We start from the raw sequence: 17,891 nt of genomic DNA, 5'->3' as shown, positions 1-17,891 counted from the left end.
CGCCTTACGCCTCCGGCTCCAGGTCCTCCTCCTCGAACACCAGCAGCGTGCGGGTGCTGAGCACCTCGGGGATCGCCTGGAGCCGGGTGAGGACCAGCTCGCGCAGCGCCCGGTTGTCGGGCGTGTGCACCAGCAGCAACACGTCGAAGTCGCCGCCCACCAGCGCGATGTGGGAAGCGCCGGGCAGCTGCCTGAGCTGCTCGCGGACCGTGCGCCAGGTGTTCTGCACGATCTTCAGCGTGACGTACGCCGACGTGCCGTGCCCCGCCCGCTCGTGGTCCACGCGCGCGCTGAAGCCCCGGATCACCCCGTCCTCGACGAGCCGGTTGATGCGCGCGTAGGCGTTGGCGCGCGAGACGTGAACGCGTTCGGCGACGGACCGTATCGAGGCGCGGCCGTCCGCCTGGAGAATCTTCAGGATGTCCTGATCGATGGCGTCGAGCGGGCGTGGCGGCGGCAGCGGGGCGCCGTCCTGCGGGCGTGGGGGCGCGAGCGCGGGGCCGTCCTGCGGTCCGTCGGCCATTTGTTCAGATGCCATTGCCCCCCGCTCCCTCGCCGTGGACGTCCTGCGTTCATTCCAGGCTGTGGAGAACCGTTTGTCCACAGCCTGGAGGTGCCTGTAGCCAAAATGTGCCGACGACCGAACAATCGGTTGGTGAGGCGCCTCACAGCCGACGCGCCTCCCGTAGCCGCTCCCACGAGGAGGTGCCGTCATGACGGTCATGGAGCAGCGGGGCGCGTACCGGCCATCGCCGCCGCCCGCCTGGCAGCCCCGTATGGACCCCGCGCCGCTGCTGCCCGACGCCGAGCCCTACCGCGTCCTCGGCACCGAGGCGGCCGCCAAGGCCGACCCGGACCTGCTGCGCCGGCTCTACGTCCAGCTGGTGCGCGGCCGCCGCTACAACACGCAGGCCACCGCGCTCACCAAGCAGGGCCGCCTCGCCGTCTACCCCTCCAGCACCGGCCAGGAGGCCTGCGAGGTCGCCGCCGCCCTGGCCCTCGAAGAGCGGGACTGGCTCTTCCCCAGCTACCGCGACACCCTCGCCGTCGTCGCCCGGGGCGTGGACCCCGTCGAGGCCCTCACCCTGCTGCGCGGCGACTGGCACAGCGGCTACGACCCCTACTCCCACCGGGTCGCCCCCCTCAGCACCCCGCTGGCCACCCAGCTGCCGCACGCCGTCGGCCTCGCCCACGCCGCCCGCCTCAAGGGCGACGACGTGGTCGCGCTCGCCCTGGTCGGCGACGGCGGCACCAGCGAGGGCGACTTCCACGAGGCGCTGAACTTCGCCGCCGTCTGGCAGGCGCCGGTCGTCTTCCTCGTGCAGAACAACGGCTTCGCCATCTCCGTCCCGCTCGCCAAGCAGACCGCCGCGCCCTCCCTGGCCCACAAGGCCGTCGGGTACGGCATGCCGGGCCGGCTGGTCGACGGCAATGACGCGGCGGCCGTCCACGAAGTCCTCAGCGACGCCGTACGGCACGCGCGCGCGGGCGGCGGACCGACTCTCGTGGAAGCGGTGACCTACCGGATCGACGCTCACACCAACGCCGACGACGCCACCCGCTACCGCGGTGACGCCGAGGTCGAGGCCTGGCGCGCCCACGACCCGATCGAGCTGCTGGAGCAGGAGCTGACCGCCCGCGGCCTGCTCGACGAAGCCGGCATGGAGGCGGCCAGGAAGGACGCCGAAGCGATGGCCGCCTCCCTGCGCGAACGCATGAACCGCGACCCCGAACTGGACCCCATGGCCCTCTTCGACCACGTCTACGCCGAGACCACCGCCCAGCTGCGCGAACAGCGCGCTCTCCTCAGGGCCGAGCTGGAAGCCGAGCAGGAGCAGCACGGCGAGCAGGAAGGCGGCGTCCGATGACCACCGTCGCCGTCAAGCCCGCCACCATGGCGCAGGCCCTCACGCGCGCGATGCGCGACGCCATGGCCGCCGACCCGGCCGTGCACGTCATGGGCGAGGACGTCGGCACCCTCGGCGGAGTCTTCCGGGTCACCGACGGCCTCGCCAAGGAGTTCGGCGAGGACCGCTGCACCGACACCCCGCTCGCCGAGGCCGGCATCCTCGGCACCGCCGTCGGCATGGCCATGTACGGCCTGCGCCCGGTGGTGGAGATGCAGTTCGACGCCTTCGCCTACCCGGCGTTCGAGCAGCTCATCAGCCATGTCTCGCGGATGCGCAACCGCACGCGCGGCCGGATGCCTCTGCCCATCACCGTCCGCGTCCCCTACGGCGGCGGCATCGGCGGCGTCGAGCACCACAGCGACTCCTCCGAGGCCTACTACATGGCCACGCCGGGACTGCACGTGGTCACGCCGGCGACCGTGGCCGACGCCTACGGCCTGCTGCGCCAGGCCATCGCCTCCGACGACCCGGTCGTCTTCCTGGAACCCAAGCGGCTGTACTGGTCGAAGGACTCCTGGAACCCCGAGCACCCCACAGACGTGGAGCCCATCGGCCGCGCGGTGGTGCGCCGGCCGGGCCGCAGCGCCACGCTGATCACCTACGGCCCCTCCCTGCCGGTCTGCCTGGAGGCCGCGGAGGCCGCGCAGGCCGAGGGCTGGGACCTGGAAGTGATCGACCTGCGCTCGCTGGTGCCGTTCGACGACGAGACGGTCTGCGCGGCCGTACGGCGCACCGGACGCGCGGTCGTCGTGCACGAGTCCACCGGCTTCGGCGGGCCGGGCGGCGAGATCGCGGCCCGGATCACCGAGCGCTGCTTCCACCACCTGGAGGCGCCGGTGCTGCGCGTGGCCGGCTTCGACATCCCCTACCCGCCGCCCATGCTGGAGCGGCACCACCTGCCCGGCGTCGACCGCATCCTGGACGCTGTGGCCCGGCTGCAGTGGGAGGCCGAGGGCTGATGGCACAGGTGCTGGAGTTCAAGCTCCCCGACCTCGGCGAGGGACTCACCGAGGCGGAGATCGTCCGCTGGCTGGTCCAGGTCGGTGACGTCGTCGCCGTCGACCAGCCGGTCGTCGAGGTCGAGACGGCCAAGGCGATGGTCGAGGTGCCCTGCCCGTACGGCGGTGTGGTGACCGCCCGTTTCGGCGAAGAGGGCACCGAACTGCCGGTCGGCGCACCGCTGCTGACGGTGGCGGTGGGACCGCAGGCCCCGGCGGGGGACAGCGAGGGGTCGGGCAACGTCCTGGTCGGATACGGCACCTCGGAAGCTCCGGTCCGGCGCCGGAGGGTGCGGCCCACGCCGTTGGCGACGGGTGCCGCGAACGGCAGGACCGGCGCGGACGGTGCACGGACCAGCGGCGCGGCCTCTGGCACGGGCCCGGACGCGCGCCGGAGTCCGGCCGCGGCTTCCGGGGCGGCACGAGCGGACGGAACGGCCGCCCGCAACGGCACGGCGCCCACGGGGACGGCCCACGCGCGTGTGGATGCGCTCCACGCCGAGGGGCCGGTGCCCGTGATCTCCCCCCTGGTCCGCCGGCTGGCCCGCGAGGGCGGTGTGAACCTGCGGCAGCTGGCCGGCTCGGGCCCGGACGGGCTGATCCTGCGGGCGGACGTCGAGGACGCGCTGCGGGCCAGGGCGGCCGTCGGCAGCCGTACGGCCGAGGCGCCCGCCGCGGCGGCCCCCGCCGCCGCCCCGTCGGCACCCGCCGCCGTTTCGGCCACGCGCGCCGCGGGCACCCGCATCCCCCTGAAGGGTGTGCGCGGCGCGGTCGCCGACAAGCTCTCCCGCAGCCGCCGGGAGATCCCGGACGCCACCTGCTGGGTCGACGCCGACGCGACCGAGCTCATGCGCGCGCGAGCCGCGATGAACGCGGCCGGCGGGCCGAAGATCTCCCTGCTCGCGCTGCTCGCCCGCATCTGCACGGCCGCGCTCGCCCGGTTCCCGGAGCTGAACTCCTACGTCGACACCGAGGCCCGCGAGGTCGTCCAGCTCGACCAGGTCCACCTCGGGTTCGCCGCGCAGACCGAACGCGGGCTCGTCGTGCCGGTCGTCCGGGACGCCCACGCGCGCGACGCCGAGGCGCTGACCGCCGAGTTCGCCCGCCTCACCGAGGCCGCCCGCAGCGGGACCCTCACGCCCGCGGAACTCACGGGCGGAACCTTCACGTTGAACAACTACGGCGTCTTCGGCGTCGACGGCTCCACGCCGATCATCAACCACCCCGAGGCGGCCATGCTCGGCGTCGGCCGGATCGTCCTCAAGCCCTGGGTGCACGAAGGCGAGCTGGCCGTGCGTCAGGTCGTGCAGCTCTCGCTCACCTTCGACCACCGGGTGTGCGACGGCGGCACGGCGGGCGGCTTCCTGCGGTACGTCGCGGACTGCGTGGAACAGCCGGCGGTGCTCCTGCGCACCCTGTGACGCAAGCGGGGCTCGGAAGGAGGGCCCCGCGGAAGACACAAGCGGCGCCCCTCGGGACATACTCGGGGGGTGACCGACAACGCTCCCGCCGCTCCCGGGACGCCCGTGCCGTACGACGCCGTCGTGCTGGCCGGCGGCGCCGCCCGGCGGCTCGGCGGGGCCGACAAGCCCGGTCTGCGGGTCGGGGGCCGGTCGCTGCTCGACCGGGTGCTCGCGGCCTGCGCGGACGCCCGGACGACCGTCGTGGTGGCCGGCCGACGGCCCACCGCGCGGCCGGTGCGCTGGGCGCGCGAGGAGCCGCCCGGCGCCGGACCGGTCGCCGCGCTGGAAGCCGGCCTGCGGCTCACCACCGCCGAACACGCGGTCGTCCTCTCCGCCGACCTGCCCTTCCTCACACCGGCCACGCTGCGCCACCTGCTGACCGCCCTCGGCGACACCGGCGCCGACGGGGCGCTGCTCACCGACGCCGACGGCCGTGACCAGCCGCTCGTGGCCGCCTATCGCACCGCCGCGCTCCGCCGCGAGCTGGCCGCCCTCACGACCGGACCCGACGGCCTGACCGGACTGCCCCTGCGCCGGCTGACCGGCGCCCTCAGCCTCACCCGCGTCCCGGACCCGCTCGCGTCCTTCGACTGCGACACCTGGGACGACCTCGTCAACGCCAGGGCACGCATCAGGGAGCATGGTCACGTGTTGGATGAATGGATCTCCGCAGTCAAGGACGAGCTGGGCATCGACCTGGACGTCGACACCGCCGTCCTGCTCGACCTGGCCCGTGACGCCGCGCACGGCGTGGCCCGGCCCGCCGCCCCGCTGACCACCTTCCTTGTCGGCTATGCCGCGGCCCAGGGCAAGGGCGGCCCCGACGCGGTCGCCGACGCCGCCCGCAAGGCGGCCGCGCTCGCGCTGCGCTGGGAGGAGGAGAACAACGGGGGCGGGAAGGACAACGGCGGGGGCGGTAACGAGCACAGCGGGGGCCCGAGCGCCCCGGACGCCGGATGACCGCCCCCGGAACCCGGGCGGGAGCACCCGCGGAGGACAGCGACGACCTCGACGTCGAGGAGGCCCTGGCCCTCGTGAGGGAAGCCAAGGACGACCGTGCGGGCCAGGTTCCCGCTCCGGCGGCGGAAGCACAGGGCGAGCGGCACCGGGCCACCCCGTGGGCCGAGGCCCGCGAGATCGCCGCTCGCGCCGCGCGCGCCCGGATCCGCCGCGCCCCCGTCTCCGTGCCGCTCGGCGACGCCCTCGGCCTGGTCCTGGCCGCCCCGCTCGACGCGCTGACCGACCTGCCCTCCTTCGACACCTCCGCGATGGACGGCTGGGCGGTCGCCGGCCCCGGACCCTGGGAGGTGCGCGATGAGGGTGTGCTCGCCGGGCACGCCCAGCCCGAGCCGCTCACCGACGGCGAGGCGGTCCGGATCGCCACCGGCGCCCGCATCCCGGCCGACACCACCGCCGTACTGCGCAGTGAACACGGCCGCACCGACGCACAGGGGCGGCTGCACGCCACGCGGGAGATCGTCCATGGCCAGGACATCCGCCCGCGCGGCCAGGAGTGCCGCAGCGGCGACCAGTTGCTGCCCGTCGGCACCCGGGTCACTCCCGGCGTCCTGGGGCTCGCCGCGGCGGCCGGATACGACGCCGTCACCGCCGTACCGCGGCCCCGTGCCGAGGTCCTCGTGCTCGGTGACGAACTGCTGGCCGAGGGACTGCCGCGGGACGGGCTGATCCGGGACGCGCTCGGCCCGATGCTGCCGCCGTGGCTGCGCGCGCTCGGCGCCGAGGTCATCAAGGTGCGCCGGATCGGTGACGACGCCAAGGCCCTGCACCGGGCCGTCACCGGCTCCGAGGCCGACCTCATCGTCACCACGGGCGGCACCGCCGGCGGTCCCGTCGACCACGTGCACCCCGTCCTGCAACGCATCGACGCCGAGCTCCTCGTCGACGGCGTCAAGGTACGGCCCGGCCACCCCATGCTGCTGGCCCGCACCAACGACGCCCAGCACCTCGTCGGCCTGCCCGGCAACCCCCTCGCGGCCATTTCCGGCCTGCTCACACTCGCCGAGCCGCTATTGCGTACCCTGGCCGCCCACCCGGCCCCCGAGCCGTACACGCTGCCGCTCAGCGAGGCGGTCCAGGGGCATCCCTACGACACCCGGCTGATCCCCGTGGTGCTGCGCGGCGACCGTGCGGTACCGCTGCACTACAACGGTCCGGCCATGCTCCGCGGCATCGCCGCTGCCGATGCGCTGGCGGTCGTACCGCCCGGCGGAGCCCGGCAGGGGGAGGAGGCCGAGTTGTTGGACCTGCCGTGGGCGACCGCCGGGATCGAGGTGTGTTTCACGTGAAACGTCCGGGCCAAGGCGTCCAGGTCACCCCGGATGCCCGGCTCCGCCCCGCGACCGACGCGGCGTTCCGGACCTCCCCGAGCGAGCGGGTCTGACCCGGAGACGCCATGCGCGGGGAGTAGCGTCTCGGGCATGCATGCGATCACGATTCCCGAACCTGGTGGTCCCGAGGCGCTGGTGTGGGCGGAGGTCCCCGATCCGGCGCCCGGCGAGGGCGAGGTGCTGGTCGAGGTGGTGGCCAGCGCCGTCAACCGTGCCGACATCCTGCAGCGGCAGGGTTTCTACGCCCCGCCGCCCGGCGCCTCCCCCTACCCCGGCCTGGAGTGCTCCGGCAGGATCGCCGCGCTCGGACCCGGAGTGTCCGGCTGGGCCGTCGGCGACGAAGTGTGCGCGCTGCTGGCAGGCGGCGGTTACGCGGAGAAGGTCGTCGTACCGGCCGGGCAGTTGCTGCCGGTACCCGAGGGGGTCGGCCTCAAGGAGGCGGCCGCGCTGCCCGAGGTCGTCTGCACGGTCTGGTCCAACGTGTTCATGGTTGCCCATCTGCGGCCCGGTGAGACGCTGCTTGTGCACGGCGGGTCCAGCGGCATCGGCACCATGGCGATTCAGCTCGCCAAGGCCGTCGGGGCGAAGGTCGCGGTGACGGCCGGCACGAAGGAGAAGCTGGAGCGGTGTGCCGAGCTGGGCGCGGACATCCTCATCAACTACCGCGAGCAGGACTTCGTCGCCGAGATCAAGCAGGCCACCGGCGGTGCGGGGGCCGACGTCATCCTCGACAACATGGGTGCGAAGTATCTCGACCGCAATGTCCAGGCACTCGCCGTGAGCGGGCGGCTCGCGATCATCGGCATGCAGGGCGGGGTGAAGGGGGAGCTGAACATCGGCACGTTGCTGAGCAAGCGGGCCGCGATCAGCGCCACCTCGCTGCGGGCGCGGCCGCTGAGTGAGAAGGCGGCGATCGTGGCGGCTGTGCGAGAGCATGTGTGGCCGTTGCTGGCCGGGGGGCATGTGCGGCCGGTGGTGGATCGGGAGGTGTCGATGGCGGAGGCGGCCGAGGGGCATCGGGTGGTGGAGGCCAGCGGGCACGTGGGGAAGGTGCTGCTGGTGACGTCGTAGCACCGAGGGGGCTGGAGCGGTGCCCGGTGCCGGTGCTGACCGGGGGTGGGGTCGCGTGTCGGCGCCGGCAGGTGCCGCTGCGCCCACCCGTGCCACCCCAGCGGCACGACTGCCCGCAGCTACGCCGGGACGCCGTCCGGTGGCATGGATGTCCGTGGCTACGCGGGGAAATCGTGAGGTGGCGCGACGGCCCGCAGCTCCGCAGGGGCGTCATCCGGTGGTGTGGTTGCCCGCAGTTCCGCGAGGACGTCGTCCGGTGGCGCGACAGCCCGTTGCTGCGCAGGGGCGTCGTTCGGGGGCGTGGCGGTGTGGTCACGCGGAGGCGGTCGGCCGGTGTCGGTCGAGTCAGGCTCTGCGGAGTCTGAGGCCCAGGAGGGCCAGGGCCAGGCCCAGGCCTATGAGGATCAGGCCGCTGCCGAGGGGGAGGATCTGCAGGACCGGTTCGGAGGCGTTCGAGCCCTGGCGGGCGGGGTTCCGGGCCGGGGCCGGGGGGTGGTCGGGGACGGTCGAGGTCGGCGGTGTCGCGGTCGGGAGGTCCGCGATCTCCGGCTCCTCCGCGTGGCCGGTGCCGGGAGCCTGGGTCGGCACGGGGTCGTCGTCGCCCTCCACCTCGGCCGCGGGGCCGTCCGGTCGGCCCGGCCGCATCCGACCCTCGCCGGCCCGGCTGCCCGCCCGGGTCGGCTCGACGGCCGCCGGACGGTACGAGGCAGAAGCGGAATCGGAGGGCATGGGAGGGAGCGGGGGTATAGGGGGTACAGCAGGCCTTGGCGGTATGGGCAGCGGTATGGGCGAGGGGTCGGTCGCAGGGAAGTCGTCGTGCCCGTGTCCGTGTCCGTGGCCATGACTGTGACCGTCGGCGTGTTCCTGACGGCCGGGGTGCCTGGTGCGGCCCGCCTCTCCGGGCGCGAGGTGGCCCGCCTCTTCCGGTGCGAGGCGGCCCGTGTGGGCCGGTGCGGGGTGGTCCGCCGCGTCGGGGGCCGGCTGGTTCGAGGGGCCGGCGTCGGGGTGGGGGGAAGTGCTCGGGGCGGGCTCGGCGGCGTACGCGGGTGTGGCGGGCGCGGTGACGGTGCCGTACGCGGGCAGGGTCACCGCGAGGACGAGCAGCAGCCGTATGTGGCGGGGCGTGATGCGCAGCCATGGAGTCACGTCGGTGACCTCCCGGAGCCCGATGGCGTGATCGATGGATGACCGACAGAAATAAGCCTCACATTCAAGGACAAATAGGGCATTTCATAGGGGGCCGTCGGGTCTAAACGGTGGATCAGCCTCGTGAGGGGGCACCACGGTGATGAGGTGTACGGGTGCGAGAGAATGGCGGCATGGAGATGCCGAGGAACGAACGGTCGCCGGAGAATCCGCAGATCCTCGTCGTGGGCCAGGACGGGATGGCGCTCGGTGGCGGCAACGGGGACGACGACTCCCGCGAGATTCCGGTGACGGAGCAGGTCGAGCAGCCGGCGAAGGTCATGCGGATCGGCAGCATGATCAAGCAGCTCCTGGAGGAGGTGCGCGCGGCTCCTCTGGACGAGGCGAGCCGGGTGCGGCTGAAGGAGATCCACGCCAGCTCGGTGAAGGAGCTGGAGGACGGCCTCGCGCCGGAGCTGGTGGAGGAACTCGAGCGGCTCTCCCTGCCGTTCACCGACGACGTCACCCCGAGCGACGCGGAACTGCGCATCGCCCAGGCACAGTTGGTGGGCTGGCTGGAAGGCCTCTTCCACGGGATCCAGACGACGCTGTTCGCCCAGCAGATGGCCGCGCGGGCCCAGCTGGAGCAGATGCGCCGGGCGCTCCCGCCGGGCGTGACCGGCCATGAGGGCGGCGACGACCACCGTGCCGCGGGCCGCTCCGGCGGGCCGTACCTGTAGCGAGCGTCGTACCTGTAGCGCCGTACCCGAAACGACCGGCCCGGCACGGGAAGTGCCGGGCCCAGCCTTGTCCAGGAAGCCTGTCAGGACCGGCGTCCCGGTCGGGGCTCACCTGCCGAGCGGTGAGGAAGCGTCAACTCCTTCGGCCCGCACGGGGTTTCAGGCGGGGTCTCAGGCGGGGTTGCCGTTCGAGACGCTCAGCTCGATCGTGCCCGGGTTCTTCGGGTCGACCTCCGTGTCCGCGGAGGGGAACTGGTCCAGTACGGTGCCGTCGCCCCAGGTGTTGTCGTTCACCGACTTGATCGAGTACTGCCAGTGCGCGGCCTGGAAGCACGCCTTCACCGAGTTGATGTCCTTGTACCGGAAGTCGGGCAGCTCGATCTTGCTCGAGTCGTTCCAGGACTCCGTCGGATCCGTGCACTTGGACTTGTCGATCACACGGGTCCGGTCCGGCCCGCGGTAGCCCGCCGAGTGGGAGGCGGACGCGGACGTCGAGGCGCTCGCGCCGCCGCCCCCGCCCTTGTTGTCACTGCCGCCGCTGTTCAGCGTCAGCGCGACCACCAGGCTGATGACCGCGACGACCGACACCGCGACCGAGCCGATGATCACCGGCTTGTTGCTCTTGCCCCGGCCGGAGCCCGCAGCGGACGACTGCGGGGCCGTCTGCGGCGAGATCGTGTACGGCGGCGGGGTCGACGCGACCTGCGGAGCCTGCGGGCCGTAGCCGCTCGTGGGAGGCGGGGTCTGATAGCCGCCCTGCTGTCCTTGCTGCGGGTAGCCGTAGGCCGGGGCGGGCGTCTGCGGGGCGCCGTACGGGCCCGGCTGGTACGGCGTCTGGACCGGCCCGGGGGCCGGCTGGGCGGTCCGGTCGACCGGCGGGAACACCGCGGAGCCGACGCCCGCGCCGCTCTGCGTCGGCCCGGTGCCCGGCACGATGCTCGGCGCGGCCGCCTGGAAGGAGGCGGCGACGCGCAGGCACTCGTCGCGCATGGCCTCGGCGCTCGGGAAACGCTCGTTCGGGTTCTTCTTCAGCGCGCGGGCGACCAGCGCGTCCACCGCGGGCGGCAGCGAGCGGTTGATCGAGGAGGGTGCGACCGGCTCCTCCTGCACATGCGCGTAGGCGATCGCCAGCGGGGAGTCCGCGTCGAACGGCAGCCGCCCGGTGACCAGCTGGAACAGCATGATGCCGACCGAGTACAGGTCGGAACGGGCGTCCACGCCACGGCCGAGGGCCTGCTCGGGTGAGAGGTACTGCGGGGTGCCGACGACCATGCCGGTCTGCGTCATCGACGTCACACCGGACTGCATGGCGCGGGCGATGCCGAAGTCCATGACCTTGACCACGCCACGCTTGGTCACCATCACGTTGCCCGGCTTGATGTCGCGGTGGACCAGCCCCATCTCGTGGCTGATCTCCAGGGCGGCCAGCACGTCCGCGGTGACCTTCAGCGCCTTGTCGGCGGGCATCGCGCCGTACTGCCGGATGTCCTCCTCGAGGGCCGAGCCCAGCGGGCGGCCCTCGACGTACTCCATGACGATGTACGGCGTCGTCAGACCGCCCAGATCGTCCTCGCCGGTGTCGAAGACCGACACGATGTTGGTGTGCGTGAGCTTGGCCACGGCCTGGGCCTCGCGGCGAAAGCGCTCGCGGAACGCCTGTTCCCGGCCGAGTTCCGTGTGGAGCGTCTTGATCGCGACCTGGCGGTCGAGTACGGCGTCGTACGCCAGGTGCACCGAGGCCATGCCGCCCTCGCCGAGCAAGTCGCGCAGCTGGTAGCGCCCGCCGGCCAGCGACTGCCCCGCGTACCGGCCGTGTGCGCCGTCCTGGCTCATCTCTCCGTGTCCCCCACTGGCCGTCCGGTGCCTTCGCTCATCGCACGGGCCTTGATCGAATGTGTCATTCCCGGCCAAGTCTGCCCCAGGGCACTGACACGTCAAGCTCGGTGCCCGTTCCGTGACCGTACGCGCAAGAAGCGTCGCGCAAGCGTTACAGGGGGCGTACGAGCGGTCCACAGAATTTGCACGACAGCGCGTGCTACAGGTTTCATGGCCGGTCAGGCTTCGGCCGGTACGGGTTCCGGTTCCGGACCGGTGGCTCACGCCGAGGCTGTAGCGTGGCCGACGGAGACCGTGACAACACCGCGCGCACCGCGGGCAGAAACGACGGCGAGGACTGATGGACCAGACGCAGCGCGCCCAGGGCCCGTCCGACCCCGAGGCGAGTGGCGGCGGTATGTCGGACGCGCCGGAAATGTGGGGCAACGGCGGGCTCGTCGGCGACGGCCGGTACCGGCTGACGCACCGGCTGGGCCGGGGCGGCATGGCCGAGGTGTTCGCGGCCGAGGACGTCCGGCTGGGCCGTACCGTCGCGGTGAAGCTGCTCCGCGCGGACCTGGCGGAGGACCCGGTCTCCAAGGCTCGCTTCACGCGTGAGGCGCAGTCCGTGGCCGGTCTGAACCACCACGCGATCGTCGCCGTGTACGACTCCGGCGAGGACTTCGTCGGCGGCCAGTCCGTGCCGTACATCGTGATGGAGCTGGTCGAGGGCCGCACCATCCGCGACCTGCTGCTGAACGCCGAGGCGCCGGGCCCCGAGCAGGCCCTGATCATCGTCTCCGGGGTGCTGGACGCGCTCGCCTACTCGCATCAGCACGGCATCGTGCACCGCGACATCAAGCCCGCCAACGTGATCATCACGAACAGCGGCGCCGTCAAGGTGATGGACTTCGGCATCGCGCGCGCCCTGCACGGCGCGTCGACAACGATGACACAGACCGGCATGGTCATGGGCACGCCGCAGTACCTGTCCCCGGAGCAGGCGCTCGGCAAGGCCGTGGACCACCGCTCCGACCTGTACGCGACCGGCTGCCTGCTGTACGAACTGCTCGCCCTGCGGCCGCCGTTCACCGGCGAGACCCCGCTGTCGGTGGTCTACCAGCACGTCCAGGACATCCCGACCCCGCCCTCGGAGGTCGCCGACGGCTGCCCGCCGGAGCTGGACGGCCTGGTCATGCGTTCGCTCGCCAAGGAGCCGGACGACCGGTTCCAGACGGCCGAGGAGATGCGCGGCCTGGTCCAGTACGGCCTGCAGATGCTCTACGAGCAGGGCGGGCACACCGGCACGTGGAACACCGGCCCGGTGACGGCGCACGACGGCCGGCACACCCCGCCGGGCGGCTTCACGGGGACGACCGCGATGCAGCACCCGGGCGACTTCGGTTCCGGGACCGCGCAGATCCCCCAGCCGATCCTGCCGCAGCGCTACGGAGGCGACGACGGCGGCTTCGAGGGGCACGGCAACAGGGGCGGCGGCCGCGGCAAGCTGTGGATCCTCGCCGTCCTCGCGGTCATCGCCATCGCGGCGGGCGTCGCGTTCGCGCTGAACCACAACACCGGCGGCACCGGTACGGGCACCGACACCAAGCCGCCCTCGACACACTCCCAGACCACCAACGGCGACTCGAACTCGCCGAGCCCGTCGGACAGCACCACGGACCAGCCCACGGACACGACCACGGACAACGGCTCGAACACGAGCTCTGGGGGGTCCGACTACACCCCGTCGGACCCGCAGACCTCGCAGTCGCAGAGCACGAGCCCGACGGACCAGCCGACGGACCCGTCGACCCCGCCGTCGCAGTCCCAGAGCCCCACCGGCGGCGGCACGACCAACGGCGGCACGACCAATGGCGGCACGGACACCGGCGGCACTGGTACCACCGGCTCCACTGGCCCCTCCGGGCCCGCCAACGGCGGTACCACCGTCGGGAACGCGGCGGACGGCGGCGTGGGCAACACCACCGGTTGAACGACTCCGGCATCGCCCTCGGCGGCGTCCCGCTGAGCCGGTACCGGCAGGGCGGGCGCCGTCACTCGGTGAACGCGGCGCACACCGCGTCGTACGCGCGGGTCCACCACACCACGAGCGCGGACGCGGCCGGGAACTGGCAGTCCGCGCGCGTGTCACCGCGTTCGTAGTGCCAGCGCAGCATCCAGAAGTCGTTCAGCCGCTCCCACCACACCCGGCGCACGGCCGCCGCCAGCTCGGAGGGCGTGGCGTCGGCGGCGCGCCGGTACGCGCGCGCGTACGCGCGTACCTTCGGCAGGTCCAGGGCGCCCGCGGGGCGCAGGAAGAAGATCGCCGCGGCGCGTACGGCCTCCTCGGCGCGGGGCTGCACGCCGAGCCGGTCCCAGTCGACGATGGCCGCCGGGGCGTCGTCCTTGTAGAGCACGTTGAACGGGTGGAAGTCGCCGTGCACCCAGCCCACCGAGCCGCCGCGCGGCGGGCGCCGGTCCGCGTGCTGCTCCAGGAGCGCCCGGCGTTCCAGCAGCCGGTGCCGGGCCAGCTCGTCGAAGGCGTCGGCGGGCCGGTGCCGGCGCACATGGGCGAGCAGGTCGTCGATGAGCGCGAAGGTGTCGGCGGGGTCGGCGCTCTCCACGGGGTGGGGGCTCGTGGCCGGACGTGTGCGCCCCTTGGGTGGCATCACGCGCTCCAGACAGGCGTGCACGGCGCCCAGCAGCGCCCCGAGGCGCGCGCTCTCCCCGGGCGTGAGCTGTCCGCCGTGCCGGTGCCTGCCGTCGATCCAGGGGTGCAGGGCGTAGGCGTGACCGCCGACGACGGCGACGGTACGGCCTTCGCGGTGCGCGAGCGGTACGGCGACGGGGACGCCGAGGTCGGCCAGGCGCTGGGTGGCGCGGTGCCGGCGTTCGATGGCGGCCGGGTCGGCGGTGTCGGGGTCGAAGTGGTGCTTGAGGAAGTAGCGGCCGCGGGTGGTGCACAGCCGGTAACCGCGGTTCAGCAGGCCCTGGTCGACGGGCTCGCAGGTGAGGGCGGTACCGGCGGCGTACAGGCGCAGCAAGGCGCCCAGAGGGGGCACTTGGGGCACAGGGGGTGGTACACATGAGCGCGGCACGCCGCAGATGTTAGGGCACGAAAAGCGGCCGTGAGCTGGGCGGTGTCACAGGCAGTCGTCGTCGGTCGCTTTCGGTCACGCGATGGCCCGGGACGCACGTTCCCCTCGATCCGCCGGACCTTCGCCGCCGCATCAAGTCAGGTCGTGCCGTTGGCCGTTGACGGCGTTCCTGCCAGGATGATCGCGTTCCGATCATGATGCCGTCCTCCGGGGGAGCGAGAGCGGCCATGAGCGCGACCGACGCCTACGACCGGCCGCCGTACTGTGTCCCGGCCGTGTCCGCGCGGCTGAGCGGTGCCCGGGCGTGGGCCTGGACGTGCTGCTGCCGTGGCGGCCGGCCCGGCGGATCTACGGGCCCTTCCGGATGTTCCGGCTCAGCGCGGGCGACGCCCTCGGCCTCGTCGGTCCGGGCGCGGGCGGCCTCGGGCCGTATGGGCGGCCGGTGGTGTCCGCCCTGGCCGAGCGGCCGCCGACCCGCTCATCCAACGGCTCCTGCTGCCCCGGACCCTTCTCTGCCTCGGCGTCCTCGCCTTCGTCGTCGGCCTGTTCACCGGGGACGGCCTGCCCGAACCCGTCGAGCAGGGTTTCACCGACGTGCTGCTGATGCTCGGCACGGGCGGCCATCTGGTGTGGCTCGCCGACGTGGCGACTCCGCTGCGGTCGATCCACTGCGGCCAGTGGAAGGCGGCGCCCACGCCGCGCTCCGAGGCGGAACGGATCGCCGGACCGCTGCGCCCGCGCTGAGAAGGACCTGTCGCGAAATCTTCGGGAACTCGTGATCTCTTTAGGCGAAATTTACGGCCGCGCGCACGAGGCCGGTCTCACAAACAAACTCTTCCCGTCACCTGGGTCAGCGGGATAACGTGCGGGTGCTCCGGCCTTCCGCAAGGCTGTGACCAGCACGCTTGACCACCTCCTCGATTTACTTGGAAATCCAAGCAAAAACGCAGGTCAGGTGGGGTTTCACAGAAATGTGGAGCACTGGGTAACGTGATGGTTGCAGGGCGCTCGCCGGGGCACCTGTCACGCCTGTTCCCGGCCGAGTGGCACCCACCCCGTGCCCGGTGGTCGAAACAGGTGAGCCGCACTGGCCTACCGGCAACCCCGGGGGCCGGAACGACGGAGGAGCACACGTGACCGTGGACAGCAGTGCCGCGCGCCAGCCGCGACGCAGCGCCGCAGGCAAGGCCGGCACCACCGGCACCAAGACCGGCACCCGCAGCACCGCCGGGCGCGCGAAGAAGAACACCGAACCGGAGCTCGTACAGCTGCTGACGCCCGAGGGCAAGCGGGTCAAGAACGCCGAGTACGACGCCTACGTCGCCGGCATCACCCCCGAAGACCTGCGCGGCCTGTACCGCGACATGGTGCTCACCCGCCGCTTCGACGCCGAGGCCACCGCCCTGCAGCGCCAGGGCGAGCTGGGCCTGTGGGCCTCCCTGCTCGGCCAGGAGGCCGCCCAGATCGGCTCCGGCCGGGCGCTGCGCGACGACGACTACGTCTTCCCGACCTACCGCGAGCACGGCGTCGCCTGGTGCCGCGGGGTCGACCCGACCAACCTGCTCGGCATGTTCCGCGGCGTGAACAACGGCGGCTGGGACCCCAACGGCAACAACTTCCACCTGTACACGATCGTCATCGGCTCCCAGACGCTGCACGCCACCGGCTACGCCATGGGCATCGCCAAGGACGGCGCGGACAGCGCGGTGATCGCCTACTTCGGTGACGGCGCGAGTAGCCAGGGTGACGTCGCCGAATCGTTCACCTTCTCCGCGGTTTACAACGCCCCCGTCGTGTTCTTCTGCCAGAACAACCAGTGGGCGATCTCCGAGCCGACCGAGAAGCAGAGCCGGGTGCCGCTCTACCAGCGCGCGCAGGGCTTCGGCTTCCCGGGCGTACGCGTGGACGGCAACGACGTGCTGGCCTGCCTCGCGGTCACCAAGTGGGCCCTGGAGCGCGCCCGCAGCGGCGAGGGCCCGACCCTGGTCGAGGCGTTCACCTACCGCATGGGCGCCCACACCACCTCCGACGACCCCACCCGCTACCGGGGCGACGAGGAGCGCCTGGCCTGGGAGGCGAAGGACCCGATCCTGCGCCTTCGCCGGTATCTGGAGGCCTCAAACCACGCGGACGAGGGATTCTTCGCGGAACTCGAGGCGGAGTCCGAGGCGTTGGGCAAACGAGTGCGCGAAGCGGTCCGCGCCATGCCCGACCCGGACCACTTCGCCATCTTCGAGAACGTGTACGCGGACGGGCACGCGCTCGTCGACGAGGAACGAGCGCAGTTCGCCGCCTACCAGGCGTCGTTCGCGGACGCTGAAGGGGGTCGCTGAGATGGCCGAGAAGATGGCGATGGCGAAGGCCATCAACGAGTCGCTGCGCCGCGCCCTGGAGGAGGACCCCAAGGTCCTGGTCATGGGCGAGGACGTCGGCAAGCTCGGCGGCGTGTTCCGGGTGACGGACGGCCTCCAGAAGGACTTCGGCGAGAGCCGCGTCATCGACACCCCGCTGGCGGAGTCCGGCATCGTCGGCACCGCGATCGGTCTCGCCCTGCGCGGCTACCGCCCGGTGGTGGAGATCCAGTTCGACGGCTTCGTCTTCCCGGCCTACGACCAGATCGTCACCCAGCTCGCGAAGATGCACGCGCGCTCCCTGGGCAAGGTCAAGATGCCGGTCGTCATCCGCATCCCCTACGGCGGCGGCATCGGCGCGGTCGAGCACCACTCGGAGTCCCCCGAGGCCCTGTTCGCGCACGTGGCGGGCCTGAAGATCGTCAGCCCCTCCAACGCCTCCGACGCGTACTGGATGATGCAGCAGGCCATCCAGAGCGACGACCCGGTGATCTACTTCGAGCCGAAGCGGCGCTACTGGGACAAGGCCGAGGTGGACGTCGAGGCGATCCCCGCCCCGCTGCACAAGGCCCAGGTCGTCCGCGAGGGCACCGACCTCACCCTGGCGGCCTACGGCCCGATGGTGAAGCTGTGCCAGGAGGTCGCGGCGGCCGCGGCCGAGGAGGGCAAGAACCTGGAGGTCCTGGACCTCCGGTCGGTCTCCCCGCTGGACTTCGACGCCATCCAGGCCTCGGTGGAGAAGACCCGCCGTCTGGTCGTGGTCCACGAGGCACCGGTGTTCTTCGGCTCCGGCGCGGAGATCGCCGCGAGGATCACCGAGCGCTGCTTCTACCACCTCGAAGCCCCCGTGCTCCGGGTCGGCGGCTACCACGCCCCCTACCCGCCGGCCCGCCTGGAGGAGGAGTACCTGCCGGACCTGGACCGCGTGCTCGACGCCGTCGACCGCTCGCTGGCGTACTGAGGGAGAGGGTC

At 72.6% G+C, this 17,891-nt stretch carries 15 protein-coding genes; 11 read left to right on the top strand and 4 right to left on the bottom strand.

Features of this window, described 5'->3' with window-relative positions; genetic code table 11:
• Positions 1-4 precede the first annotated feature (4 nt).
• Positions 5-538, bottom strand: coding sequence for an Lrp/AsnC family transcriptional regulator (locus ACWC2T_RS04945; protein ID WP_450669036.1), 534 nt, complete (start codon positions 536-538; stop codon positions 5-7).
• 175 nt (positions 539-713) lie between these two features.
• On the opposite strand from ACWC2T_RS04945, the gene pdhA (ACWC2T_RS04940) reads away from it, so the two are divergent.
• The 6 genes from pdhA (ACWC2T_RS04940) (at position 714) to ACWC2T_RS04915 (ending at position 7,790) form a co-directional block, all read left to right on the top strand.
• Positions 714-1,868 carry a pyruvate dehydrogenase (acetyl-transferring) E1 component subunit alpha gene (pdhA, locus tag ACWC2T_RS04940; protein WP_450669035.1) on the top strand — a complete coding sequence of 385 codons (1,155 nt, stop codon included), beginning with the start codon at positions 714-716 and terminating at the stop codon, positions 1,866-1,868.
• Positions 1,865-2,869 carry an alpha-ketoacid dehydrogenase subunit beta gene (locus tag ACWC2T_RS04935; protein WP_450669034.1) on the top strand — a complete coding sequence of 335 codons (1,005 nt, stop codon included), beginning with the start codon at positions 1,865-1,867 and terminating at the stop codon, positions 2,867-2,869. The genes pdhA (ACWC2T_RS04940) and ACWC2T_RS04935 overlap by 4 nt, the downstream gene beginning before the upstream one ends.
• Complete coding sequence (locus tag ACWC2T_RS04930) at positions 2,869-4,329, top strand: dihydrolipoamide acetyltransferase family protein (protein ID WP_450669033.1); 1,461 nt, start codon at positions 2,869-2,871, stop codon at positions 4,327-4,329. The genes ACWC2T_RS04935 and ACWC2T_RS04930 overlap by 1 nt, the downstream gene beginning before the upstream one ends.
• 69 nt (positions 4,330-4,398) lie before the next feature.
• Entirely contained in the window at positions 4,399-5,331 is a 933-nt protein-coding gene (locus ACWC2T_RS04925) for an NTP transferase domain-containing protein (RefSeq protein ID WP_450669032.1), read from the top strand.
• Positions 5,328-6,677, top strand: coding sequence for a molybdopterin molybdotransferase MoeA (locus ACWC2T_RS04920; RefSeq protein WP_450669031.1), 1,350 nt, complete (start codon positions 5,328-5,330; stop codon positions 6,675-6,677). Before ACWC2T_RS04925 ends, ACWC2T_RS04920 begins: the two co-directional genes overlap by 4 nt.
• A 132-nt stretch (positions 6,678-6,809) precedes the next feature.
• Positions 6,810-7,790, top strand: coding sequence for an NAD(P)H-quinone oxidoreductase (locus ACWC2T_RS04915; protein WP_450669030.1), 981 nt, complete (start codon positions 6,810-6,812; stop codon positions 7,788-7,790).
• Between the two features lie 345 nt (positions 7,791-8,135).
• Here ACWC2T_RS04915 and ACWC2T_RS04910 read toward each other — a convergent pair whose 3' ends face one another.
• Complete coding sequence (locus ACWC2T_RS04910; protein ID WP_450669029.1) at positions 8,136-8,936, bottom strand: hypothetical protein; 801 nt, start codon at positions 8,934-8,936, stop codon at positions 8,136-8,138.
• A 173-nt stretch (positions 8,937-9,109) separates the two neighbouring features.
• Here ACWC2T_RS04910 and ACWC2T_RS04905 point away from each other — a divergent pair, with 173 nt between their 5' ends.
• A complete protein-coding gene (locus ACWC2T_RS04905; protein WP_450669028.1) occupies positions 9,110-9,655 on the top strand; it encodes a bacterial proteasome activator family protein in 546 nt (181 codons plus the stop codon).
• A gap of 171 nt (positions 9,656-9,826) precedes the next feature.
• On the opposite strand, the gene ACWC2T_RS04900 is transcribed toward ACWC2T_RS04905, so the two are convergent.
• Entirely contained in the window at positions 9,827-11,488 is a 1,662-nt protein-coding gene (locus ACWC2T_RS04900; RefSeq protein ID WP_450669027.1) for a protein kinase domain-containing protein, read from the bottom strand.
• Between the two features lie 343 nt (positions 11,489-11,831).
• Between ACWC2T_RS04900 and ACWC2T_RS04895 the strand changes: the two genes are divergently transcribed.
• Entirely contained in the window at positions 11,832-13,463 is a 1,632-nt protein-coding gene (locus ACWC2T_RS04895) for a protein kinase domain-containing protein (protein WP_450669026.1), read from the top strand.
• A gap of 61 nt (positions 13,464-13,524) precedes the next feature.
• On the opposite strand, the gene ACWC2T_RS04890 is transcribed toward ACWC2T_RS04895, so the two are convergent.
• The gene (locus ACWC2T_RS04890; RefSeq protein ID WP_450669025.1) at positions 13,525-14,541 is read right to left on the bottom strand and encodes a phosphotransferase; all 1,017 of its coding nucleotides are present in this window, start codon (positions 14,539-14,541) and stop codon (positions 13,525-13,527) included.
• A gap of 354 nt (positions 14,542-14,895) precedes the next feature.
• On the opposite strand from ACWC2T_RS04890, the gene ACWC2T_RS04885 reads away from it, so the two are divergent.
• The 3 genes from ACWC2T_RS04885 to ACWC2T_RS04875 all read left to right on the top strand — a co-directional run bounded on the left by ACWC2T_RS04885 (position 14,896) and on the right by ACWC2T_RS04875 (position 17,880).
• Positions 14,896-15,312: a hypothetical protein gene (locus ACWC2T_RS04885; RefSeq protein WP_450669024.1), complete on the top strand. Its 417-nt coding sequence runs from the start codon at positions 14,896-14,898 to the stop codon at positions 15,310-15,312.
• A 389-nt stretch (positions 15,313-15,701) separates the two neighbouring features.
• The gene (gene pdhA / locus ACWC2T_RS04880) at positions 15,702-16,901 is read left to right on the top strand and encodes a pyruvate dehydrogenase (acetyl-transferring) E1 component subunit alpha (RefSeq protein WP_450669023.1); all 1,200 of its coding nucleotides are present in this window, start codon (positions 15,702-15,704) and stop codon (positions 16,899-16,901) included.
• A gap of 1 nt (position 16,902) precedes the next feature.
• Positions 16,903-17,880 (top strand): alpha-ketoacid dehydrogenase subunit beta, encoded by a 978-nt coding sequence (locus ACWC2T_RS04875; RefSeq protein WP_450669022.1) that lies wholly within the window; start codon positions 16,903-16,905, stop codon positions 17,878-17,880.
• Positions 17,881-17,891: the final 11 nt, after the last annotated feature.

The organism is Streptomyces sp. NPDC001393 (assembly GCF_053597455.1).
This window is presented reverse-complemented; position numbering and strand designations above follow the sequence as displayed.